Origin of the sequence: Micromonospora sp. NPDC047670, from assembly GCF_043204915.1 — a bacterium.
Taxonomy (GTDB): domain Bacteria; phylum Actinomycetota; class Actinomycetes; order Mycobacteriales; family Micromonosporaceae; genus Micromonospora.
On sequence record NZ_JBIDDA010000009.1, the window covers coordinates 54,707 to 73,842 of the forward strand.

General features: G+C 73.9%; 17 protein-coding genes and 2 tRNA genes. 13 read left to right on the forward strand and 6 right to left on the reverse strand.

All coding sequences use genetic code 11. The features are described 5' to 3' along the window. Window positions 1-9: 9 nt before the first annotated feature. Entirely contained in the window at window positions 10-252 is a 243-nt protein-coding gene (locus tag ACGF7U_RS21745) for a mycoredoxin (RefSeq protein WP_350682269.1), read from the reverse strand. Window positions 253-344: 92 nt separating this feature from the next. On the opposite strand from ACGF7U_RS21745, the gene ACGF7U_RS21750 reads away from it, so the two are divergent. From ACGF7U_RS21750 to ACGF7U_RS21760, 3 genes are all read left to right on the forward strand, one after another. Further along, window positions 345-2,504 carry an ATP-dependent DNA helicase UvrD2 gene (locus ACGF7U_RS21750; protein ID WP_393109316.1) on the forward strand — a complete coding sequence of 720 codons (2,160 nt, stop codon included), beginning with the start codon at window positions 345-347 and terminating at the stop codon, window positions 2,502-2,504. Between the two features lie 128 nt (window positions 2,505-2,632). Then, window positions 2,633-2,890 carry a hypothetical protein gene (locus tag ACGF7U_RS21755; RefSeq protein WP_393109318.1) on the forward strand — a complete coding sequence of 86 codons (258 nt, stop codon included), beginning with the start codon at window positions 2,633-2,635 and terminating at the stop codon, window positions 2,888-2,890. A gap of 130 nt (window positions 2,891-3,020) precedes the next feature. Continuing rightward, on the forward strand, window positions 3,021-3,386 hold the full coding sequence (locus ACGF7U_RS21760; protein WP_091103169.1) for a WhiB family transcriptional regulator: 366 nt from the start codon (window positions 3,021-3,023) through the stop codon (window positions 3,384-3,386). Window positions 3,387-3,714: 328 nt separating this feature from the next. On the opposite strand, the gene ACGF7U_RS21765 is transcribed toward ACGF7U_RS21760, so the two are convergent. The 3 genes from ACGF7U_RS21765 to ACGF7U_RS21775 form a co-directional block, all read right to left on the reverse strand. Beyond that, window positions 3,715-5,061: an ABC1 kinase family protein gene (locus ACGF7U_RS21765; RefSeq protein ID WP_393109320.1), complete on the reverse strand. Its 1,347-nt coding sequence runs from the start codon at window positions 5,059-5,061 to the stop codon at window positions 3,715-3,717. Window positions 5,062-5,214: 153 nt separating this feature from the next. Then, window positions 5,215-6,267: a hypothetical protein gene (locus ACGF7U_RS21770; RefSeq protein WP_393109322.1), complete on the reverse strand. Its 1,053-nt coding sequence runs from the start codon at window positions 6,265-6,267 to the stop codon at window positions 5,215-5,217. A gap of 291 nt (window positions 6,268-6,558) precedes the next feature. Beyond that, on the reverse strand, window positions 6,559-6,726 hold the full coding sequence (locus ACGF7U_RS21775) for a DUF5679 domain-containing protein (RefSeq protein ID WP_012014940.1): 168 nt from the start codon (window positions 6,724-6,726) through the stop codon (window positions 6,559-6,561). A gap of 511 nt (window positions 6,727-7,237) precedes the next feature. On the opposite strand from ACGF7U_RS21775, the gene ACGF7U_RS21780 reads away from it, so the two are divergent. Together ACGF7U_RS21780 and ACGF7U_RS21785 are read left to right on the forward strand one after the other, a co-directional pair. Beyond that, on the forward strand, window positions 7,238-7,768 hold the full coding sequence (locus tag ACGF7U_RS21780) for a M48 family metallopeptidase (RefSeq protein ID WP_393109324.1): 531 nt from the start codon (window positions 7,238-7,240) through the stop codon (window positions 7,766-7,768). Between the two features lie 173 nt (window positions 7,769-7,941). After that, window positions 7,942-8,556 carry a hypothetical protein gene (locus tag ACGF7U_RS21785; RefSeq protein ID WP_393109326.1) on the forward strand — a complete coding sequence of 205 codons (615 nt, stop codon included), beginning with the start codon at window positions 7,942-7,944 and terminating at the stop codon, window positions 8,554-8,556. A gap of 74 nt (window positions 8,557-8,630) precedes the next feature. Here the strand turns inward: ACGF7U_RS21785 and ACGF7U_RS21790 are convergent, their stop codons facing one another. Next, window positions 8,631-9,929 carry a zinc-dependent metalloprotease gene (locus tag ACGF7U_RS21790; protein ID WP_393109328.1) on the reverse strand — a complete coding sequence of 433 codons (1,299 nt, stop codon included), beginning with the start codon at window positions 9,927-9,929 and terminating at the stop codon, window positions 8,631-8,633. Window positions 9,930-10,042: 113 nt separating this feature from the next. Here ACGF7U_RS21790 and ACGF7U_RS21795 point away from each other — a divergent pair, with 113 nt between their 5' ends. From ACGF7U_RS21795 to ACGF7U_RS21825, 7 genes are all read left to right on the forward strand, one after another. Next, on the forward strand, window positions 10,043-11,056 hold the full coding sequence (locus tag ACGF7U_RS21795; protein WP_393109330.1) for a PDZ domain-containing protein: 1,014 nt from the start codon (window positions 10,043-10,045) through the stop codon (window positions 11,054-11,056). A 133-nt stretch (window positions 11,057-11,189) separates the two neighbouring features. After that, window positions 11,190-14,198 (forward strand): UPF0182 family protein, encoded by a 3,009-nt coding sequence (locus ACGF7U_RS21800; RefSeq protein WP_393109332.1) that lies wholly within the window; start codon window positions 11,190-11,192, stop codon window positions 14,196-14,198. A 165-nt stretch (window positions 14,199-14,363) separates the two neighbouring features. Then, window positions 14,364-14,873 (forward strand): RNA polymerase sigma factor, encoded by a 510-nt coding sequence (locus tag ACGF7U_RS21805; RefSeq protein ID WP_393109334.1) that lies wholly within the window; start codon window positions 14,364-14,366, stop codon window positions 14,871-14,873. Then, window positions 14,863-15,813, forward strand: a complete 951-nt coding sequence (locus ACGF7U_RS21810) for a hypothetical protein (protein ID WP_393109336.1) — start codon at window positions 14,863-14,865, stop codon at window positions 15,811-15,813. Before ACGF7U_RS21805 ends, ACGF7U_RS21810 begins: the two co-directional genes overlap by 11 nt. 100 nt (window positions 15,814-15,913) lie before the next feature. Then, window positions 15,914-15,990 (forward strand) — tRNA-Met (locus ACGF7U_RS21815). A gap of 192 nt (window positions 15,991-16,182) precedes the next feature. After that, window positions 16,183-16,256: transfer RNA gene (locus tag ACGF7U_RS21820), tRNA-Met, on the forward strand. 222 nt (window positions 16,257-16,478) lie between these two features. After that, complete coding sequence (locus ACGF7U_RS21825; protein ID WP_393109338.1) at window positions 16,479-16,727, forward strand: hypothetical protein; 249 nt, start codon at window positions 16,479-16,481, stop codon at window positions 16,725-16,727. 76 nt (window positions 16,728-16,803) lie between these two features. Here the strand turns inward: ACGF7U_RS21825 and ACGF7U_RS21830 are convergent, their stop codons facing one another. Beyond that, window positions 16,804-18,135 carry an ABC transporter substrate-binding protein gene (locus ACGF7U_RS21830; RefSeq protein ID WP_393109340.1) on the reverse strand — a complete coding sequence of 444 codons (1,332 nt, stop codon included), beginning with the start codon at window positions 18,133-18,135 and terminating at the stop codon, window positions 16,804-16,806. 166 nt (window positions 18,136-18,301) lie between these two features. On the opposite strand from ACGF7U_RS21830, the gene ACGF7U_RS21835 reads away from it, so the two are divergent. Further along, window positions 18,302-19,135 (forward strand): phosphoribosylaminoimidazolesuccinocarboxamide synthase, encoded by an 834-nt coding sequence (locus ACGF7U_RS21835; protein WP_393109342.1) that lies wholly within the window; start codon window positions 18,302-18,304, stop codon window positions 19,133-19,135. Window position 19,136 lies beyond the last annotated feature (1 nt).

The window sequence follows — 19,136 nt, forward strand, 5'->3', positions numbered from 1 at the left end:
TGCGTCAGGTCAGGCGGACAGGCTGGCCAGGTGCTGCTTGACCTGCGTGATCGAGGGGTTGGTCAGGGCGCTGCCGTCGGCGAAGCGCAGCGTCGGGACGGTCTGGTTGCCGCCGTTGACGCTCATCACGAACTCCGCGGCCTTCGGGTCCTGCTCGATGTCGACCACCTCGTACCCGATGCCCTCCCGGTCGAGCTGCGACTTCAGCCGGTAGCAGTAGCCGCACCAGGGGGTGGAATACATCGTCAGCATGGTCAGATCCTCCAACGCTCCGCCCGGTGGCTTGCCGATCAAGCCCAGGCTAACCGCTGCAACGCCTGGGGGAGCTGAGACAATTCCTCGCTGTGGTGGTTCACTCAGCGTCCGAACGCGTGCTCGCCGGTCTGGATCCGGAGCAGCGGTCGGCGGTGACCGCCCCCGCCGGCCCGGTCTGCATCCTGGCCGGCGCCGGCACCGGCAAGACCCGGGCCGTCACCTCCCGTATCGCCCACCGGGTGCTGTCCGGGGAGATCTCCGCCCGGCACGTGCTCGCGGTGACCTTCACCGCCCGGGCCGCCGCCGAGATGCGAGCCCGGCTGTCCGTGCTCGGGGTGCCGGGCGTGCAGGCGCGGACCTTCCACGCGGCGGCCCTGCGCCAGGTGCGCTACTTCGCGCCCCGGCTCCTGGAGGGGCGGGCCATGCCCGAGCTGCTGGACAGCAAGGTCCGGCTGGTCACTCTCGCCGCGGCCAAGGCCGGCCTGCGTGCCGACCGGGCGGCCGCGCGGGACCTGGCCGGTGAGATCGAGTGGGCCAAGTCGTCGCTGGTGGAGCCGGGGGAGTACGTGGTGGCGGCGGCGAAGGCGCTGCGGGACACCCCGCACGAGCCGGCGAGGGTCGCCGACGTCTTCGCCGCGTACGAACGCCTCAAGCGGTCCAACGGCGTGATCGACTTCGAGGACATGCTGCGCGCCGCGGTCTGGGGGATCGAGGAGCACCGGGACGTCGCGGAGCAGGTCCGCGCCCAGTACCGGCACTTCGTGGTCGACGAGTACCAGGACGTCAACCCGCTCCAGCAGCGGCTGCTGGAGGCGTGGCTGGGCGGGCGGGACGACCTGACTGTGGTCGGCGACGCCAGCCAGACGATCTACTCGTTCACCGGGGCCACGTCGTCCTACCTGGTCGACTTCCCGCGCCGCTACCGGGGGGCGACGGTCATCCGGCTGGTCCGCGACTACCGCTCCACCCCGCAGGTCGTCGGGCTGGCCAACGCGGTCATCTCGCAGGCGCGGGGCGCCGAGGCGCGGCTGCGGCTGGAGCTGGTCGGCCAGCGCCCGCCCGGTCCCGAGCCGGAGCTGCGGATCTTCACCGACGAGCCGGCCGAGGCCAACGCGGTCGCCGCCCGCTGCCGCGCGCTGGTCGACGCGGGCACCCCGGCGAAGGAGATCGCCGTGCTGTTCCGGACCAACGCGCAGTCCGAGGCGTACGAGAAGGCGCTGACCGAGGCGCAGGTGCCGTACGTGGTGCAGGGGGCGGAGCGGTTCTTCGAGCGGGCCGAGGTCCGGCAGGCGATGGTCGCGCTGCGGGCCGCCACCCGCTCGATCCCGGGGGAGACCCCGCTGCCCGTCGCCGTGGTCGAGGCGCTCGCCGCGGTCGGCTGGGCCCGCGACGCCGCCCCGGCCGGTGGCGCCGCCCGCGAGCGCTGGGAGGCGCTCGCCGCGCTGGTCCAGCTCGCCGAGGAGTACGCGGCCACCCCGCAGGTGCTGCCGATCGGGCCGGCCGCCTCCGTCGAGCGCCCGGTCACCCTGGCCGACTTCAACGACGAGCTGGCCCGCCGGGCCGCCGCGCAGCACGTGCCGACCGTCGACGGGGTGACGCTGGCCTCGCTGCACTCGGCCAAGGGGCTGGAGTGGGACGCGGTCTTCCTGGTCGGCCTCTCCGAGGGCACCCTCCCCACCACGTACGCCAAGACCGCCGAGCAGGTCGAGGAGGAACGCCGGCTGCTCTACGTCGGCATCACCCGGGCGCGGGAGTGGCTGTGGCTGTCGTACGCCTCGGCCCGCTCGCCGGGCGGGCGGGCCCGGCGGCCGTCGCGGTTCCTGCCGCAGCTGGACCGCTCGGGCGGTACGGAGCGGGCCGGCGCCGGCCCGGGGCGGCGGCCGGAGCGCCGGCGGACCCAGATCGTGTCCTGCCGGATCTGTGGCGCCACCCTGCTCGCCGGGCCGGACCGCAAGCTCGGCCGCTGTCCCACCTGCCCGTCCGACATCGACGAGGAGTTGCACGAGCGGCTGCGCGAGTGGCGGCTGCGGGTGGCGGGCGGCCAGCGGGTCCCCGCGTACGTGGTCTTCACCGACGCCACACTGGTCGCGCTGGCCGAGCGGCGTCCGGCGCGGGCGGAGGAACTGATCGCGATCGCCGGCATCGGCCCCCGCAAGCTGGGCCTCTACGGGGAGGCGGTGCTGGCGCTGGTGGCGGGCGCGGCGGTCGACGACGTCTGCCCGGAGAAAACTTTCGAAATCTCGTCGTAAATTCGTTTGCCCTCGCCCCCGGACGAGGAATAGCCTCATGGCACACCTCGCGAGCGGCGCCATTCGGGCTGCTCACGAGGGGTCGAGACCGTGTCGGCATCGAGAGAGACGTCAGGGAGGTGGTTCCAATGGTGATCTTCTACATCAACGAGCGTCCGGCGGCACTGCCCGCTGCCGTCGCTCCGCTGTCGGCTGTCCGGGTGGCCCTCGCCGCTGCGCGACCGTCGGTCCCGCAGGTGCACCAGGTCGAGGCTCAGGCCGAGCTGATCCTCGCCACCGCGCCGAACGGGATCCAGGGGACCAGTGGCTTCACGGGCAAGGGTGTCGATGCCGCCAGCAAGCGCATGGACGTCCGCGGAGTTCCACCTCGAGGTAGACCGGTCTGATCATCAGACCACCGGCTCACCTCGAGGCCGCGGAACCCGCTTACCGGGATCCGCGGCCTCAGTTTTTTGCCCGCCAAGTACGTCGGAAGTGCGATCCACGAGATCGAAACGAGAGAGAGGTGACCGGGCGATGAGTCTGGCGTTGGCCCCGCTCGACGTGAGCGTCGAGATGGAGGCGAACCTGCCCTGCCGGAAGTTCGACCCCGACCTGTGGTTCTCCGACTCGCCCGCCGAGCTCGAGCTGGCCAAGTCGCTCTGCGGGGACTGCCCGCTGCGCGTCGAGTGCCTCGCCGGGGCGGTGGAGCGGGCCGAGCCCTGGGGCGTCTGGGGCGGCGAGATCTTCGAGCGTGGCGCGGTCGTCCCGCGCAAGCGGCCCCGTGGCCGCCCGCGCAAGGAGGACCTCGCCCGCGACGCGGCGCTCCGGGTCGAGGCCGAGGCGCGGCTGGCGGCCAGTGGGCTGTCCGAGTCGCGCAACGCGGTCCGGCTGGCGGCCTGACATGTTCCCGATCCGTCCCACCCACGCCGGTGTCGCACCGGCGACGAGAGAGCTGACCACCATGCTGAACGTTCTTAACGGAGTCGCCGAAATGCAACTACTTCACGAAGCGTTGTCCCGGGCTCGAATGCGCCGGCCTCAGGCCGGTCGTACCACCACGAGCACTGAGGCAACCCGTTCCGCCCGTACCGTCGCCATGAACGGCCGTAACCGATCGGCGCGCGACCTGGGCGTTCTCTAGATCCCACTGATGCCCGAGGGGCGGTGGCCGGTTCCGGCCACCGCCCCTCGGCGCGTTCCGCGCGCTGCCGCCGCCCCGGCGGTCGGGTCAGGGGACCGGGGCGAAGCCCGGCAGCCAGCGCTCCAGGATGCCCCGGTAGGGCGCCTTCGCCTCCAGTTGGCAGAGCACGCCGATCGACCCGAGCGTCACCCGGTGGATCAGCAGGTACGACGGTGGCAGGTTGAGCTGCCGGCTCAGCTGGTAGGCGGGGGACCGGGGGCTGGCCAGCCGGGTCGCCTCGGCGCGCAGCCAGGCCCGGGTGAACCGGAACTCCTCGGCGGCGATGGGCTCCAGCATCGGCCGGAGGAAATCCAGCACCGCCTGGGCGTCGATCTCCTCGGTGGACCCGATGAAGCCCTCCGACCGCAGCCCCGCCACCACCTCGTCGGCGTCGCCCCGCAGCGCCAGCGCGGCGATGCGGCCGATCGGCTCGGGAGTGCCCTCCGGCATCCGGGCCACCGCGCCGAAGTCGATCACGCCGAGCCGGCCGTCCGGCAGCAGCCGGAAGTTGCCCGGGTGCGGGTCGGCGTGCAGCAGCCCGGCCCGCTGCGGCGCGGAGAGGTGCAGGATGGCCATCAGCCGGCCGGCCTCGTCGCGTTCCTCCTCCGTGCCCTCGCGGATGATGTCCGCCAGCGGGGTGCCCTCGACCCACTCGGTGACCAGGACCCGGGGCGAGGCGGAGACCACCGCCGGGATGTGGATCTCCGGATCGTCGGCGTACGCGGCGGCGAAGGCGCGCTGCGACTCCGCCTCCAACTCGTAGTCGAGTTCCTCGGTGATCCGTTCCCGCAGCTCGGCCAGGAGCGGCTTGACGTCCAGCCCGGGCTGGATCGCCCGGAACATCCCGCCGAGCCGGGAGAGCTGCTTGAGGTCGGCGAGCAGGGCGTCGCCGGCGCCCGGGTACTGGATCTTGACGGCCACGTCGCGGGTGTTGGGCGCGCCGGAGGGGCCGTAGCCCGGCTCCCGCCAGACCGCGCGATGCACCTGGCCGATGCTGGCCGCGGCGGCGGGGGTGTCGTCGAACTCGACGAACCGGTCCCGCCAGTCCGGGCCGAGCTGCTCGGTGAGCACCTTGTGCACGCTGGCCGCCGGCAGCGGCGGCGCGGCCTCCTGGAGCTTGGTCAGCGCCTGGCGGTAGGGGGCGGCGATCTCCTCGGGCAGGGCGGCCTCGAAGACCGACAGCGCCTGGCCGAACTTCATCGCCCCGCCCTTGAGCTGCCCCAGCACGCTGAAGAGCTGCTCGGCGGTGCGCTGCTGGATCTCCGCGGAGATCACGTCGGAGGCGAGCCCGGTGACGCGCTTACCCATGCCGAGGACGGTCCGACCGGCGAAGCCGAGCGGCAGAGCGGCGAGCTTGGCGGTCCGGGACACGGCCCGGCGCGGGATGTCGGTCACCCGGCCATTGTTACCGACTTCGGGGGTCCACGGCTGCTCTGCCGCCGGGCTGGGTGGTGGTCCCCGCCCTTGGGGGTCGCCGCCGGGCTCGCGGGCGCCCTCGGCACGACGCCCCCGTGGCGTCGGTCACGGGCGTCGCAGGGTGGCCGGCGGTCATCGGCGGCCGCGGGAGCATCCGCAGGCGGGGTGCGGAGGCCACACCCGGCGGCGGAACCGGCCGGGTCCGGTGATTTCCACGGCGCAGCCGAGCGTCTCCGGGGTGGCCCCGTCGAGCTGGGCCAGCGCCTCCGCCGCCGCGTACGCCCCGGCCGCGAGGAGGGTCGCGGTCGCGCACGCCTGCTCCACGCCGCCGGTGGCGAGCTGGGCCGCCAGCGCCGGCCAGTCCGGGTCGAGGTCCGTCCGGTGCAGGTCCAGGCAGTTCAGGCAGGGGCCGGCGGGCGGGCGGACGAGCGGCCCGACCGCGGGCACGCCCTCCCGCAGGCCGACCAGCAGGTGCGGCTGGCGGCGCCGGGCGTGACCGGCCGCGAGCAGGGCGGCCGGGCGGTCCGTGCCGAGCTGGACGACCAGGTCGACCCGGCCGCGCCGGAGCGGGCCCGTGCCCGTGCCCGGGGCGGCGCGCTCGACGGCGTCGCGTACCGCCCCGGCGAGCGGGCGCCCGATCGCGGCGGCCGGGATCCCGGTGCCGACCAGGTCCGCTGGGCGGACCGGGCCGGCCAGGTCCGGGCGCACGTGCCCGACGCCGGCCTGGGCCAGCGCGAGGGCGACCGGGGCGCCGAGGGGCCCGGCACCGGTGACCACCACCTGGGCGGCCATCCGGCGACGCAGCACCTGGGCGGGCGTGCCGGGCAGCCGGGCGGCGGCCAGCGCCAGCGCCCCGGCCTCGGCGGCGAGGCGCGCCCGGGCCGGGCCGGCCAGATCCCTCGGCAGCAGCGTGTGCGCGGGTACGACGAGGCCGGCGGCCCGCAGCGTGTCGAGCAGGGTGCGGGCCTCGTCCGGCGCCACCTCGGCACCGGCGGCGTGCTCCAGCACCAGCCGCTCACTGCGGGTGCCGTCGAGCAGGTCGAGCAGCCGGGCGGCCCGGGGGTTGGCGATCTCCAGCAGGACGGCGCGACCCGGCTCGACGCCGAGCTGGAGGGTGTGCCGGTCCCGCCAGAGGCGGGTGAGGCCCGGCAGCAGCGTGGGACGGGGCAAGGGGGCGCGGCGCATGACACGCATCGTGGCCGTGTCCGCGCTGTCGGTCGATCGTTGTCCACAGGTGCGCGGTTCCCTGTCCAGGGCTGTCCACAGGAAATCCCGCGATATCCACAACCGAGCGGTAACCATGTCGGTGAGCCGACAGTGGCGGCCGGGTGCCCGGGGGCGGTGGTGGCGGGCGCGGCCGGGTGCCCGGGGGCGGTGGTGGCGGGCGCGGCCGGGTGCCCGGGGGCGGTGCGGATCAGGTGCGGTGACGCCGGAGGGGGCGGCCAGCGGCCACCCCCTCCGAAGCACCCGTACGGGTCAGACCTTCGCCTTGCCCAGGATGCGGTTCACTGTTGTCCCGCACACCGGACACTTGCCCTTGGCCATGTTCATCCCGGTCTTCGAGACCTCGACGCGGCCCTCGAAGTCCCGCTTCTCCTTGCACTTGACGCAGTAACCGTTGTAGGTCTGGGCCTGGTCGGCCACGGTGCCCTCCTCGTCTCGTCCGCCGGCCGATGCCGTCCCGGCGGGGTTCCCGGCGGCGGGCCACGCGGGCGCCGGCGCTGGGTCGTTCTCCGCGGCCACCGTCGTGACCGCTGGTCCGCGGACCCTACCCAGGTCTGGGCAGTTCCATGTCAGCTGTGCTTCGCCACTGTGAGCAAGTCGACGTCGAGAGTGTGCATGGCGAATTACGTCTGATAAGTCAGTTTGGCGGGGACACGCCGACCGAACCCGGTCGAATGCCCCGTGCGGGGCCCCCCGAGCTGCGCCCCGCGCGGTGATCACCTACGGTGGGGGTGGGCTCCCGTCCCCCGGCACCGACCGCCACGAAGGGTGACGAGAGCGATTCTCGGCCACCCGGTCAAAGTTTTTTCGGGACTCCGCCGACCAATCACCATTTTCCGGGCGCGTGTCGCCGTGTTGACTCTTGCGGACCCCTGGTCAGTACGCATTAGCTTGCCTTCGTGGCAGGAATCCGAGGCTGCGCGGCCCGCTGATGGCAGGGGCGCGCAAGCCGGTCGTCGAGGTACGGCGCAGCCAGCGCCGGCGACGGACGGTGTCCGCGTACCGCGACGGTGAGCGGGTCGTCGTCCTCATTCCGGACCAGTTCTCCCGGGCCGAGGAGAGCGAGTGGGTCGACCGGATGCTCGCCCGGCTCGCCGCCCGGGAGGGGCGCCTGGCGCGCTCCGACGCCGAGCTGCTCGCCCGGGCCACCCGGCTGATCAAGCTCTACCTGGCCGAGCACGGCACGCAGGCCGTGCCGACGAGCGTCCGCTGGGTCACCAACCAGAACGGCCGGTGGGGTTCCTGCACCCCGGCCGACGGCACGATCCGCATCTCGCACCGGGTGCAGGACATGCCCGACTGGGTGATCGACTACGTGCTCCTGCACGAGCTCGCGCACCTCATCGTGCCCAGCCACAACGACCGGTTCTGGGCGCTCGTCGCGCGCTACCCGAAGACCGAGCGGGCGCGGGGCTACCTGGAGGGCGTCGCCGCGGCCGGCGGCGGGCCGCTGACGGACTGACCCCTCGCCCACACCACCCCGCCGGTCCCGTCCCGCACCCACCGGCGCTGACCGCGCGCCCGCAGCCGACGAGATCTTGGTACGGAACGACCCCTCCAGGGGCCCGTGCCCACCAAAGATCTCGACACCGTGTCGGGCCGGTGGTGCGCGTGGCGCCCGGCTAGGGTCGTGGGGTGGCCCGACGTGTGGTGGTGGCGTTGCTCGGACCGGTGACCTGGTCGCCGCCCGGCATCGATCCGGTGGACTGGCGGACCGCGCTCGCCGAGGACGTGGTCGACCTGTTCGCCACGCTCAACGAGGTGGAGACGGCGGTCGCCGTCACGCCGGCGGACCGGTGGCTGGCCGACGCGGTGGTCTGGCCGGACACGGCCGTCCACGAGGTGCCGGAGGCGACCCCGAACGCCGTCTTCACCGCCCTCGCCGAAACCGGTCACGACCAGGTGGCGGTCGTCGCCGGGGACGCGCCCGACGTGCCGGGCCTGACGATCGGCAAGCTGCTCCGCCCGCTCACCACCCGGCCGGTGGCGGTCGCGCCCGTCGAGGGCGGCGAACCGGGACTGCTCGGCGTGGCCGCCCGGCTGCCCGTACCGGCGTGGCTGCCGGCGCTGGACCTGGACACCGCGCGACCCGCGGACCTGCGGGCGGCGGCACCGCGCCCCGGCGACCTGGCGGTCACCCCGGCGTGGCGTCGCCTGCGCGGGCCGGCCGACCTGGCCTTTCTCGACCCGGCCGTGGAGGGCTGGGAGACCACCCGCGCCCTGCTCTCCGGCACCGGCCGGCTTCGCTGACGCGTCGCCCGAGAGGGCGCCGGCCGGGCCGCCCGACCCGGTCCGGGGCGGGCGGCACCGTCGCCGCGGGCGGGTCAGGGGCGGGCGTCGCCGCCGTCGGTGTCGTCCGGTCGCTGCTCCGGCTCGCCCGGGGCCTTCTCCTCCGGGCCGCCCGGCGCGCTGAAGTCGAAGTTCTCCAGCTCGCTGAGGTCGAGCTCGGCCATGGCGAAGGCCACCGGATCGGCGAAGTCGGCGTCCGAGGGGAGCAGGTCGGGGTGACCCCAGAGAGCGTCGCGGCCGGCGATGCCCCGGCGCTCGGTGAGCGCCGCCCAGAGCGCCGCCGCCTCGCGCAGCCGGCGCGGGCGCAGCTCCAGGCCGACCAGGGCCGCGAAGGTCTGCTCGGCCGGACCGCCGGCCGCCCGGCGACGGCGGAACGCCTCGCCGAGGCTGACGACGCTGGGCAGCCGGCCGCCGGCCGCGCTGTCCACCACGTGGCAGACCCAGCCCTCGACCAGGGCCAGGGCCGTCTCCAGCCGGGCCAGCGACGCCTTCTGCGCCGGGCTGTCCTCCGGCGTGAAGATGCCCTCCAGCGCGATCGCCTGCATCGACTCCGGGTCGGTCGGGTCGACCCGGCCCATCGCCTCCTCGATCGCCTCCCGGTTGACCCGGATGCCCGCGGCGTACGTCTCCACGGCGCTGAGCACGTGCCCGCGCAACCACGGTACGTGCTGGAAGAGCCGCTGGTGGGCGGCCTCGCGCAGGGCCACGTAGAGGCGGACCTCGTCCTCCGGCAGCTCCAGGCCCTCGCCGTACGCCCGGATGTTGGCCGGGATCAGCGCGGCCGTGCCCGCCGGGCCGAGCGGCAGCCCGATGTCACCGGCGGAGAGCACCTCCGCGGCGAGCGAGCCGAGTGCCTGACCGAGTTGGCCGCCGAAGAGCGCGCCGCCGAGGGTGGCGACCATGGACTGCATCGGGCCGAGCTGGGCGCGCGCCTCCGGTGGCACCAGGTCGCCCATCGCGCCGACCATCCGGCTGGCGACGGGGTCGCAGAGCTTGCGCCAGACGTCCAGGGTCTTGAAGATCCACTCGTTGCGGTTCCAGGCCACCGAGGTCTGGATGCCCGAGGGCAGGGCGGAGGCCGGCTCCAGCCACAGGTCGGCGAGCCGCAGCGCCTCCTCCACCGCGTTGCGCTCGTAGGGCGAGACCGCCGGGTCACCGGCGGCGGCGAGCTGGCTGGCGGCCACCTGCCGGGCCAGGTCCCAGTTGACCGGCCCGCTGCCCGACGCGGACAGCAGGTGCTGCAACTGCGACATGAACTGCTGCATCTGCGCGGGATCGTTGGGGTCTGGTGGTTGCCCACCCGGGAGCGCGAAACCGAACGGAATATCAGGCACGACGTCTACGGTACGCGCGCCACACCCCGGGTCGCCGCCGCTGGCGTTGCGCTGAGGGCGAAGTCGCGGTTCGCCCGCCGGAGCCCCCCACCCCGGTCGGTACGCTCTGCCGCATGAGACGTCGCGGCGTGACCGTCCTGCTCGGTGCTCTGCTCACCACCCTGCTCAGCATCGGCGTGCTCGGCACGCCCATCCCGTACGTGGTGCTCGGCCCCGGGCCGACGGTGAACACGCTGGGCAAGGAGAACGGCAAGGAGGTCATCCAGGTCACCGGCCGGGAGACGTCCACGTCCGCCGGGCAGCTCCGGCTGACCACGGTCGGGGTGCAGCCCACGGTCAAGCTGCGCTCGGCGATCCAGGGCTGGTTCTCCGACGACGAGGCGGTGGTGCCGCGCGAGCTGGTCTACCCGCCCGGGGAGAGCCGGAAGCAGATCGACGAACGCAACGCGGAGGACTTCAAGGTCTCCCAGAGCAGCGCGGAGACCGCGGCGCTGCGCGAGCTGGGCTACCCGGTGCAGGTGGTGGTCAAGACCGTGACCGCCGACGGCCCGGCCGCCGGCGTGCTGAAGCCCGGCGACGTGGTGACGTCGGTGGACGGACAGCCGGTGCCGGTGGCCGCCCGGCTCACCGAGCTGATCCGGGCCAAGCCCGCCGGGACCGCGCTGGAGATCGGCTACACCCGCGGCGGCGCCGCCGCCACGGCGAAGGTGACCAGTCGGGAGCAGGACGGCCGGCCCCGCATCGGCATCGAGATCGAGCAGCAGCAGCCGCACCCGTTCACCCTCAGCATCGACCTGGAGGACATCGGCGGGCCGAGCGCCGGCCTGATGTTCGCGCTCGGCATCGTGGACAAGCTGACCCCGGAGGACCTGACCGGCGGGAAGATCATCGCCGGCACCGGCACCATCGACGACACCGGGCGGGTCGGTCCCATCGGCGGCATCGCCCAGAAGCTGGTGGGTGCGAAGGAGGCCGGCGCGACGGCCTTCCTGGTCCCGGCGGACAACTGCGCCGAGGCCGTCCGCAACCCGCAGCCCGGTCTGCCGCTGCTCAAGGTCGGCACGCTGGACGAGGCGCTGGCCGCCCTGGAGACGCTGCGCGCCGGCGGCCAGCCGACCCGCTGCTGACCCCGCCGCGCGGACCACCGGGCGGCTCCGCGTGGCCGCCGCGTGACCTTGGACCGCCACGTTCAGGAACACCCCGTACTCTGGGTGCCTGGTCGGAGCCGATCACATCGAGCGTGCGGAGCCAACAGTGGTCATGCGTAGCAGCAGCCCCCTGCCGAGGATGAGCCGACGCGGTCGCGTCACGATCGGTGTCCTGGTCGGGGTGTTCGTGCTTTTCACCCTGCTCGGCTGGGGTGTCCAGGCGTGGACGGACTGGCTGTGGTTCGACGAGGTCCGCTACACCCAGGTCTTCACGGGGGTGTTGGCGACCCGCTTGCTGCTCTTCCTCGCCGTCGGCCTCGGCATGGCCGTGATCGTCGGCGGCAACCTCTGGCTGGCCCACCGGATGCGGCCCAGGATGCGCCCGCACTCACCGGAACAGGCCACCCTGGAGCGCTACCGGATGGCGCTGGGCCCCCGGCTCGGCCTGTGGACAGCGCTGGTCGCCGGCGTGGTCGGCCTCTTCGCCGGGCTGTCGGCGCAGAGCCGGTGGAACCAGTGGCTGCTCTTCCGCAACGGCGGGGACTTCGGCGTGAAGGACCCGGAGTTCGGGGTGGACGTCGGGTTCTACGTCTTCCAGTTGCCGTTCTGGCGCTACCTGCTCGGGGTCGGCTTCACCGCGGTGGTGCTGTCGGTGATCGGCGCACTGGCCGTGCACTACATCTTCGGCGGCGTCCGCCTCCAGGGCGTCGGCGACCGGATGACCAACGCCGCCCGGGCCCACCTGAGCACGCTGGTCGCGGTCTTCGTGCTGCTCAAGGCCATCGCGTACGTGCTGGACCGGCGGGCGATGCTGCTGGAGTACAACGACGGCGCCAACGTCTACGGCGCCGGCTATGCCGACGTCAACGCGCTGCTGCCGGCCAAGGAGATCCTCGCCTACATCTCCATCGTGGTGGCCATCGCGATCATCGTCTTCTCCAACGCCTGGATGCGGAACCTGGTCTGGCCGGGCATCTCGCTGGCCCTGCTCGGCGTCTCCGCCGTCGCCATCGGCGGCATCTACCCCTGGGCGGTGCAGACCTTCGAGGTCAAGCCGAGCGCCAAGGAGAAGGAGGGGCCGTACATCGAGCGCAGCATCAAGGCCACCCGGGCGGCGTTCGGGCTGGACGCGGCCACCACCAGGCCGTACGCGGCCAGCAACCTGACCCCGCCGGCGAGCCTCGCCACGGACACCTCCGTGGTGCCGAACATCCGGCTGCTCGACCCGCAGCTCGTCTCCGAGACCTACACCCAGCGGCAGCAGGTACGGCAGTTCTACGACTTCGGCGAGAAGCTGGACGTCGACAGGTACGCGGTCAACGGCAAGGTGCAGGACTACGTGGTCGGCCTCCGCGAGGTCAACTACCGGCAGCTCACCGCGCAGCAGAACACCTGGATCAACCGGCACACCGTCTTCACCCACGGCTACGGACTGGTGGCGGCGCCGGGCAACCGGGTGGTCTGCGGCGGCCAGCCGTTCTTCGTCTCCGGCTTCCTCGGCGACCCGCAGGAGCAGCAGAAGCAGGAAGGCCAGGCGCAGACGAACGAGCAGTGCGCCGCGCAGACCGAGCAGGTCCCGGCGAAGCAGCCCCGGGTCTACTACGGCGAGCGGATGGACGAGGGCGACTACGCGATCGTGGGCCAGACCGACCCGGAGCGGAAGGCGGAGTTCGACCGCCCCGTGGGCGAGGGCGGCGAGTCCTACACCTACACGGGCGAGGGTGGCGTCGAGATCGGCTCGTTCACCCGCCGGCTGCTCTACGCGATCAAGGAGCAGGAGTCGAACTTCCTGCTCTCCGACGCCGTCAACGAGAACTCCAAGCTGCTCTATGTGCGCAACCCGCGGGACCGGGTGGAGAAGGTGGCCCCGTTCCTGACCCTGGACGGCGACCCGTACCCGGCGGTGGTGGACGGCCGCATCCAGTGGATCGTCGACGGCTACACGACGGCGGCGACCTACCCGTACGCCGAGCGGATCAACCTCCAGGAGCAGACGGCCGACGAGCTGACCGGGCGGGGCACGTTCCAGCTCGCCCGGGAGAACGTCAACTACATCCGCAACTCGGTCAAGGCCACCGTCGACGCGTACGACGGCACCGTCCGGCTCTACGAGTTCGACGAGACCGACCCGGTGCTCAAGGCGTGGAACAAGGCGTTCGGCGGCGACCTGGTCCTGCCGAAGGCGGAGATCCCGGTGGAGCTGGCCGAGCACTTCCGCTACCCGGCGGACCTGTTCAAGGTGCAGCGCAACCTGCTGACCCGGTTCCACGTGACCGACCCGGGCGACTTCTACTCCGCCCAGGACTTCTGGCAGGTGCCGAACGTGCCGGACGCCCCCGACACCGGCCAGAAGCAGCCGCCGTACTACCTGTTCACGCAGTTCCCCGGCCAGGAGTCGCCGCGCTTCCAGCTCACCTCGGCGCTCACCCCGAACGGCCGGGAGAACCTCGCCGCGCTGGTCTCCGGGTCGTACGTCGACGGGCAGCCGAAGCTGGAGGTGCTCGACCTGCCCGACCAGACCCGGGTCTCCGGCCCGGTGCAGGTGCACCAGTCGATGACCAACAACGCCAACATCCGGCAGCAGCTCAACCTGCTCCAGTCCCAGCAGGCGCAGGTGCAGTACGGCAACCTGCTCTCCCTGCCGTTCGGCGACGGCATGCTCTACGTCGAGCCGGTCTACGTGAAGACCGCCGCGCAGAACGCCCCGCCGCTGCTGCAGCGGGTGCTGATGTCCTACGGCGACGGCGGTTCGTACGTGGTGCTGGCCAACAACGTGGCCGACGGCATCAAGCAGCTCATCGAGCAGGGCAAGCAGGCCGCCACCCCGGGCGCGCCGCCGCCGGGCGGCACCCCGCCGGGCGGCACCCCGCCCGCGCTGACCGGTGAGCTGGCCGCGGCGGCCGACCGGGTCCAGACCGCCATCACGGAGGTCCGGGCCGCGCAGACGTCCGGCGACTTCGAGCGGTACGGCCGCGCGTTGAAGGCGCTGGACGAGGCGCTCACCGCCTTCCAGCAGGCCCAGCGGGCGGCGGCCGCCCCGGCGCCCGGGGCCACGCCCAGCGGCAGTCCGCCGGCGTCCCCGGCGGCCAGCGGCAGCGCCGCACCGACCCCGAGCGGCTGATCCCGGCCCACCGTCGCAGCGCCCCCGGCCCGCGGACCGACCAGGTCCCGGCGCCGGGGGCGCTGTCGTTTTCCCGACCGGCGGCCCGGCCGCCGCAACCCACCCCGCCCTGACCTCGTCCTTCCTGCAAGAGGCCGCAACGGCCGGGGGGAGCGTGGTCGGGACATGAGGGACGCGACAAGCTTCGACGAGTTCTACCGGAGCACCTCACGACGGATGCTCCGCTACGGCTACGCCGTCGCGGGCGACCACACCGAGGCGCAGGACCTGGTGCAGGAGGCGTACGCCCGCGCCTGGCGGCAGTGGGGCCGGCTCACCACCCACCCCGCGCCGGAGGCATGGCTGCGGCTGGTGGTCGCGCGGCTGGCCACCGACCGGTGGCGCCGGATGCAGGGCTGGCGTTCGATGCTGAGCCGTACGGGGCCGCCGGAGCCGGTGCCGCCGCCGAGCCTGGACGGCGTGCTGCTGGCGGGCGCGTTGCGCCAACTGCCGGCCGCCCAGCGGCAGGCGCTGGCCCTGCACTACCTCTTCGACATGTCCGTGCAGGACATCGCCCGGGAGACGCAGGTGCCCACCGGCACCGTCAAGTCCTGGTTGGCGCGGGGGCGGGCGCGGCTGGCCACGCTGCTGCCCGACCTGACCGCGGAGGAACTGGAGGCGAACGATGTCGCGTGAACTGTCCGATCTCTACCGGTCGCTCGCCGAGGCCGCCGACGGCCGCAGCCTGGCCGTCCCCGAGCAGGTGCGGCGGCGCGCCGACCGGCGGGCCCGGGCCCGGATCGCCGGCGCCGCGCTCGCGGCGGCTCTGCTCGTCGGCGGGCTGGCGACCGGCACCCGGCTGGTGCTGGCCGGCGATGTCACCCCGCTTCCGCCGCCCGCCGGCACCCCGGGGTCGACGGCCACCGCCCCGGCGCCGACCCCGTCGTCGTCACCGGCCGGGACCGGCACGCCGACCGGCGTGCCCGCGGCGACGGGACGACCCCCGGCGACGGGTACGCCCGTGGCGACGGCGGGGAGCACCGGCGCGGCGCCGCGTACGCCCGCCTCGGTCCCGGACCGGGCGTTCTTCGTCCAGGCGGCCGCGAACCGGACGGGCATCGAGCCGGTCTTCCGGGACACCCTCGCGCTGCCGGGGCTCTGCGACGCCCGTTACCGCAGCGACGCCGGGATCGTGCAGCGCCGCACCCGGAACCTGGCCTACAAACTGCCGCAGACCCCGCGGGGGTATGTCCCCGACGGCAGCTACGCGCACAGCGTCACCGTCTACCGTCCGGGCCGGGCCGACGACTTCCTGCGGGAGCTGCGGGCGGCGGTGCGGGGCTGCCCGGAGCAACCGGGGGTGAGCGGCGGCAACCCGTCGACCTCGCGGGTGCGCCTGCTGGCCGACGGCGGCTTCGGCGACGACGCGGTGCTGTTCGAGATCCGGACGCCGGGCCGGGACGTCGAGGGCAACCCGACCGGCGGCGAGGAGGTCCGGCTGATCCGGGCGGTCCGGGTCGGCGACGTGGTGACCGTGCTGTGGGAGCAGGGCTGGGAGGGCACCTCCGCCGAGCGGTCCCAGGTCGACGCCGACAGCCGGCGGGCGGTCGACGCGATCGAGGACTGGCTGGGTTGAGTTCGTACGGCGGTCCGGGCGGCGGCGCGCGGCCCGGACCGCCCCGGTCGGCGGTCGTTTTGCGGCGAGCGGGGTCGGTGAGATACGGTGTACGAACCGACGCGGGGTGGAGCAGCTCGGTAGCTCGCTGGGCTCATAACCCAGAGGTCGCAGGTTCAAATCCTGTCCCCGCTACCACGTCGGAACGGCCCCGAGGATGTCCTCGGGGCCGTTCCGCGTCTCCGGGTCGCGGCGCTGCGTGCGCGGCGGTCGCGCCGGGCGGCGGTGGGCCGCCGCGACGGCTCGAGCCGGCCCGGAAGGGAACCCGGGGCCGGGATCCGGGGGCCCCTGATCATCGGTGCGAGGGATGCGATAGAGTAAACGAGCCGACGCGGGGTGGAGCAGCTCGGTAGCTCGCTGGGCTCATAACCCAGAGGTCGCAGGTTCAAATCCTGTCCCCGCTACTTCCGCGAGAGGCCCCGGAGATCATCTCCGGGGCCTCTCGGCGTCTCCGGGCCCGATCGCACGAGCCGGCCTCCGCCGGCCCGTGACCGTGGCCGGCGAACCCATCGGCGCGTTCCCGGCCAGCGGAACCCACCCGCGGGCGCCCGCCGGCCCGTAACCCGGCCGGAGCGTTCCCGGCCGACCGACGTGCCGAGGTTGCGGTTGTCGGCGAGGATGTCTGTATGTCTTCATTCGGAAAGTGGTGGGGCCGGCTCAGCGCCGTCCTCGGTGCGGTCGTGCTGTCGGTGTTCGTGCCCGTCGCGGCCTGGGCGTCCACCGGCACGGGTGAGCTGGTGGTGGAGGCCGCGCGGCGGCGTCGCGGCGGCGGCTTCGGGTTCCTCGGCCTGCTCTGCTGCCTGGTCGTGGTCGCGGCGATCGTCTTCCTGGTGCTGCGGATGATGCGCAACCGCCGCGGCGGCCCGCCGCGCTGACCCGCGGCGCGGGTCCGGTCCCGCGCGCCCGTGTGCCGGCCGGTCCTGTGGCGTGCAAGCCGGACCGGGCCGGCGGTCAGCCGGCGAGTGCGGCTTCCGCCCGGCCCATGAAGCGCGACGCCGCGGCCCGGGCGCCGGCCGCCCCGCTGCGTACGCTCTCGGCCGCCTCCAGCAGGAGCGCGCGCACCCGGGGGTGGCCCTGCGGCGGGGGGCCGGGCGCGGGCCCCAACCGGTCGGCCAGCGCGGCGCCGAACGCCGCCGCGCGCTTCTGCGCCGGCTGGGTGATGGTGCCCTCGACGTAGCGGCGGACGGCGAGGCTGGGGCTGAGCCCGCGTTCGTGACCGAGTACGGTGCCCGCCTCGCCGTTGCCGGTGAGGAAGTTGATCACGTCCGCCACCACAGCCGGGTGCCGGGTGCCGCGGAAGCCCGCCCAGTACATCGACGCCCGCGCCCACTGCGCCGCCGCCGGACCGGGCAGGGCGGCCAGGCCGAGTTCGGCGCCGGTGAGCCGCTGGAGCTCCGGAAGCTGGTGTGACCAGGCGAAGGAGGCGGCCGTGGCACCGGTGACCACCAGCTGCCGGGCGGGTTCGCCGCTGTCGGCCTGCTCGACCAGGGCGGCGCTCGGGGTGGCCCGGTCGGACCGGGCGCGCCGCCACAGCTCGAACCACTCGACCAGCGCGTCGGCGTCGAAGCCGAGCTGCCGGCCCTGGTAGAGCTCACCGCCCTGGCCGCGCAGCCAGTACCAGAACGCGCGGTAGTCACCGGAGGCGTCCATCGTGCCGGCCACCCGTCCGTCGCTGGCCCGGGTGACCCGCCGCGCCCAGGCGACGTACTCCGGCCACGACATCCCGGCGTCCGGCTCGGGCACGCCCAGCCGGCGCAGCAGCGTGCGGTTGTGCACCAACGTGGCGGCCGTCTGCCCCGCGGCGACGCCCACCGTGCGCCCGTCGACCTGCCCGTAGCGCACCAGACCCGGGGGCAGGGCGCGCAGGTCCAGCCGGTGGTCGGCGACGTACCCGCTGAGGTCGAGGACGATCTCGCGCCGGGCGTACTCGGCGAGCACACCGTCGTCGAGCTGGATCAGGTCGGGCACGTTGCCGCCCGCGGCCTGGGTGGCCAGCCGGTCGTAGTAGCCGTCGACGCCCTGCCAGGTGATCCGGAAGCCGACGCGGGGGTTGCGGTCGGTGTAGAGCCGCAGCACCCGCTCGGTCAGCTCGGCCCGCTTCGCCCCGCCGTACCAGAAGACGGACAGCTCGATCGGGCCGGTCTCCGTCGGCGCCGCCTGCTCCTGGCTGCACCCGGTGAGCCCGCCGGCCGCGAGCACCGGTGCCCCGAGCAGCGCGGCGAGCACCCGCCGCCGGCCCGGGTCCGCCCCGGCGCGGGGGAGCGGGGAGCGGGCGGTGGGCACGGAGTCTCCTGGTGGGTCGGTGGGCGGGGCGGCCGGATCATTCACGCAGGCGGCGCGGGAGGTGTCAACGTCCGTCCGGCCACACCGCCGCACCCGTGGGCGTACGCGTCGATGCCGTTCGCCACCGCCGCCGGCCGTACGCAGGTCGCCTGGTGTAATAGGCCGCGTGGAACTTCTGCACTCGGGCAAGGTCCGGGACGTCTACGCCGACGGCGACGACCTGATCCTGGTCGCCTCCGACCGCATCTCGATCTACGACGTGGTGCTGCCGACGCCGATCCCCGACAAGGGCAAGTTGCTCACCGCGCTGTCCCTGTGGTGGTTCGAGCAGCTGTCCGACCTGGTGCCGAACCACGTCATCTCGGCCACCGACGTGCCGGCGGAGTTCGCCGGCCGGGCGATCCGCTGCCGGCGGCTGGAGATGGTCCCCGTGGAGTGCGTCGCCCGGGGCTACCTGACCGGCGGCGGCCTGAAGGAGTACCAGCGCACCGGCGCGGTCTCCGGCGTGGCGCTGCCGCGCGGCCTGGTCGAGGCGTCCATTCTGCCGGAGCCCATCTTCACCCCGTCGACCAAGGCGCCGGTGGGGGAGCACGACGAGCCGATCACCTTCGCCGAGGTGGTGGACAAGGTCGGCGCCGAGACCGCCGAGCGGCTGCGCCGGATCACCATCGACGTCTACCGGCGGGGCGCCGAGTTGGCCGCCGACCGGGGCATCCTGGTCGCCGACACCAAGATCGAGCTGGGCTGGGCGCCCGACGGCACGCTGATGATCGGCGACGAGCTGCTCACCTCCGACTCGTCCCGGTTCTGGCCGGCGGAGTCGTACCAGCCGGGCCGGGCGCAGTTCTCCTACGACAAGCAGTACGTCCGGGACTGGGCGGTGGAGAGCGGCTGGGACAAGCAGGCCCCGGTGCCCGAGGTGCCGGCCGAGGTGGTCGAGGCGACCCGGGCCCGCTACGTCGACGTCTACGAGAAGCTCACCGGCAACCGCTGGGAGTGAG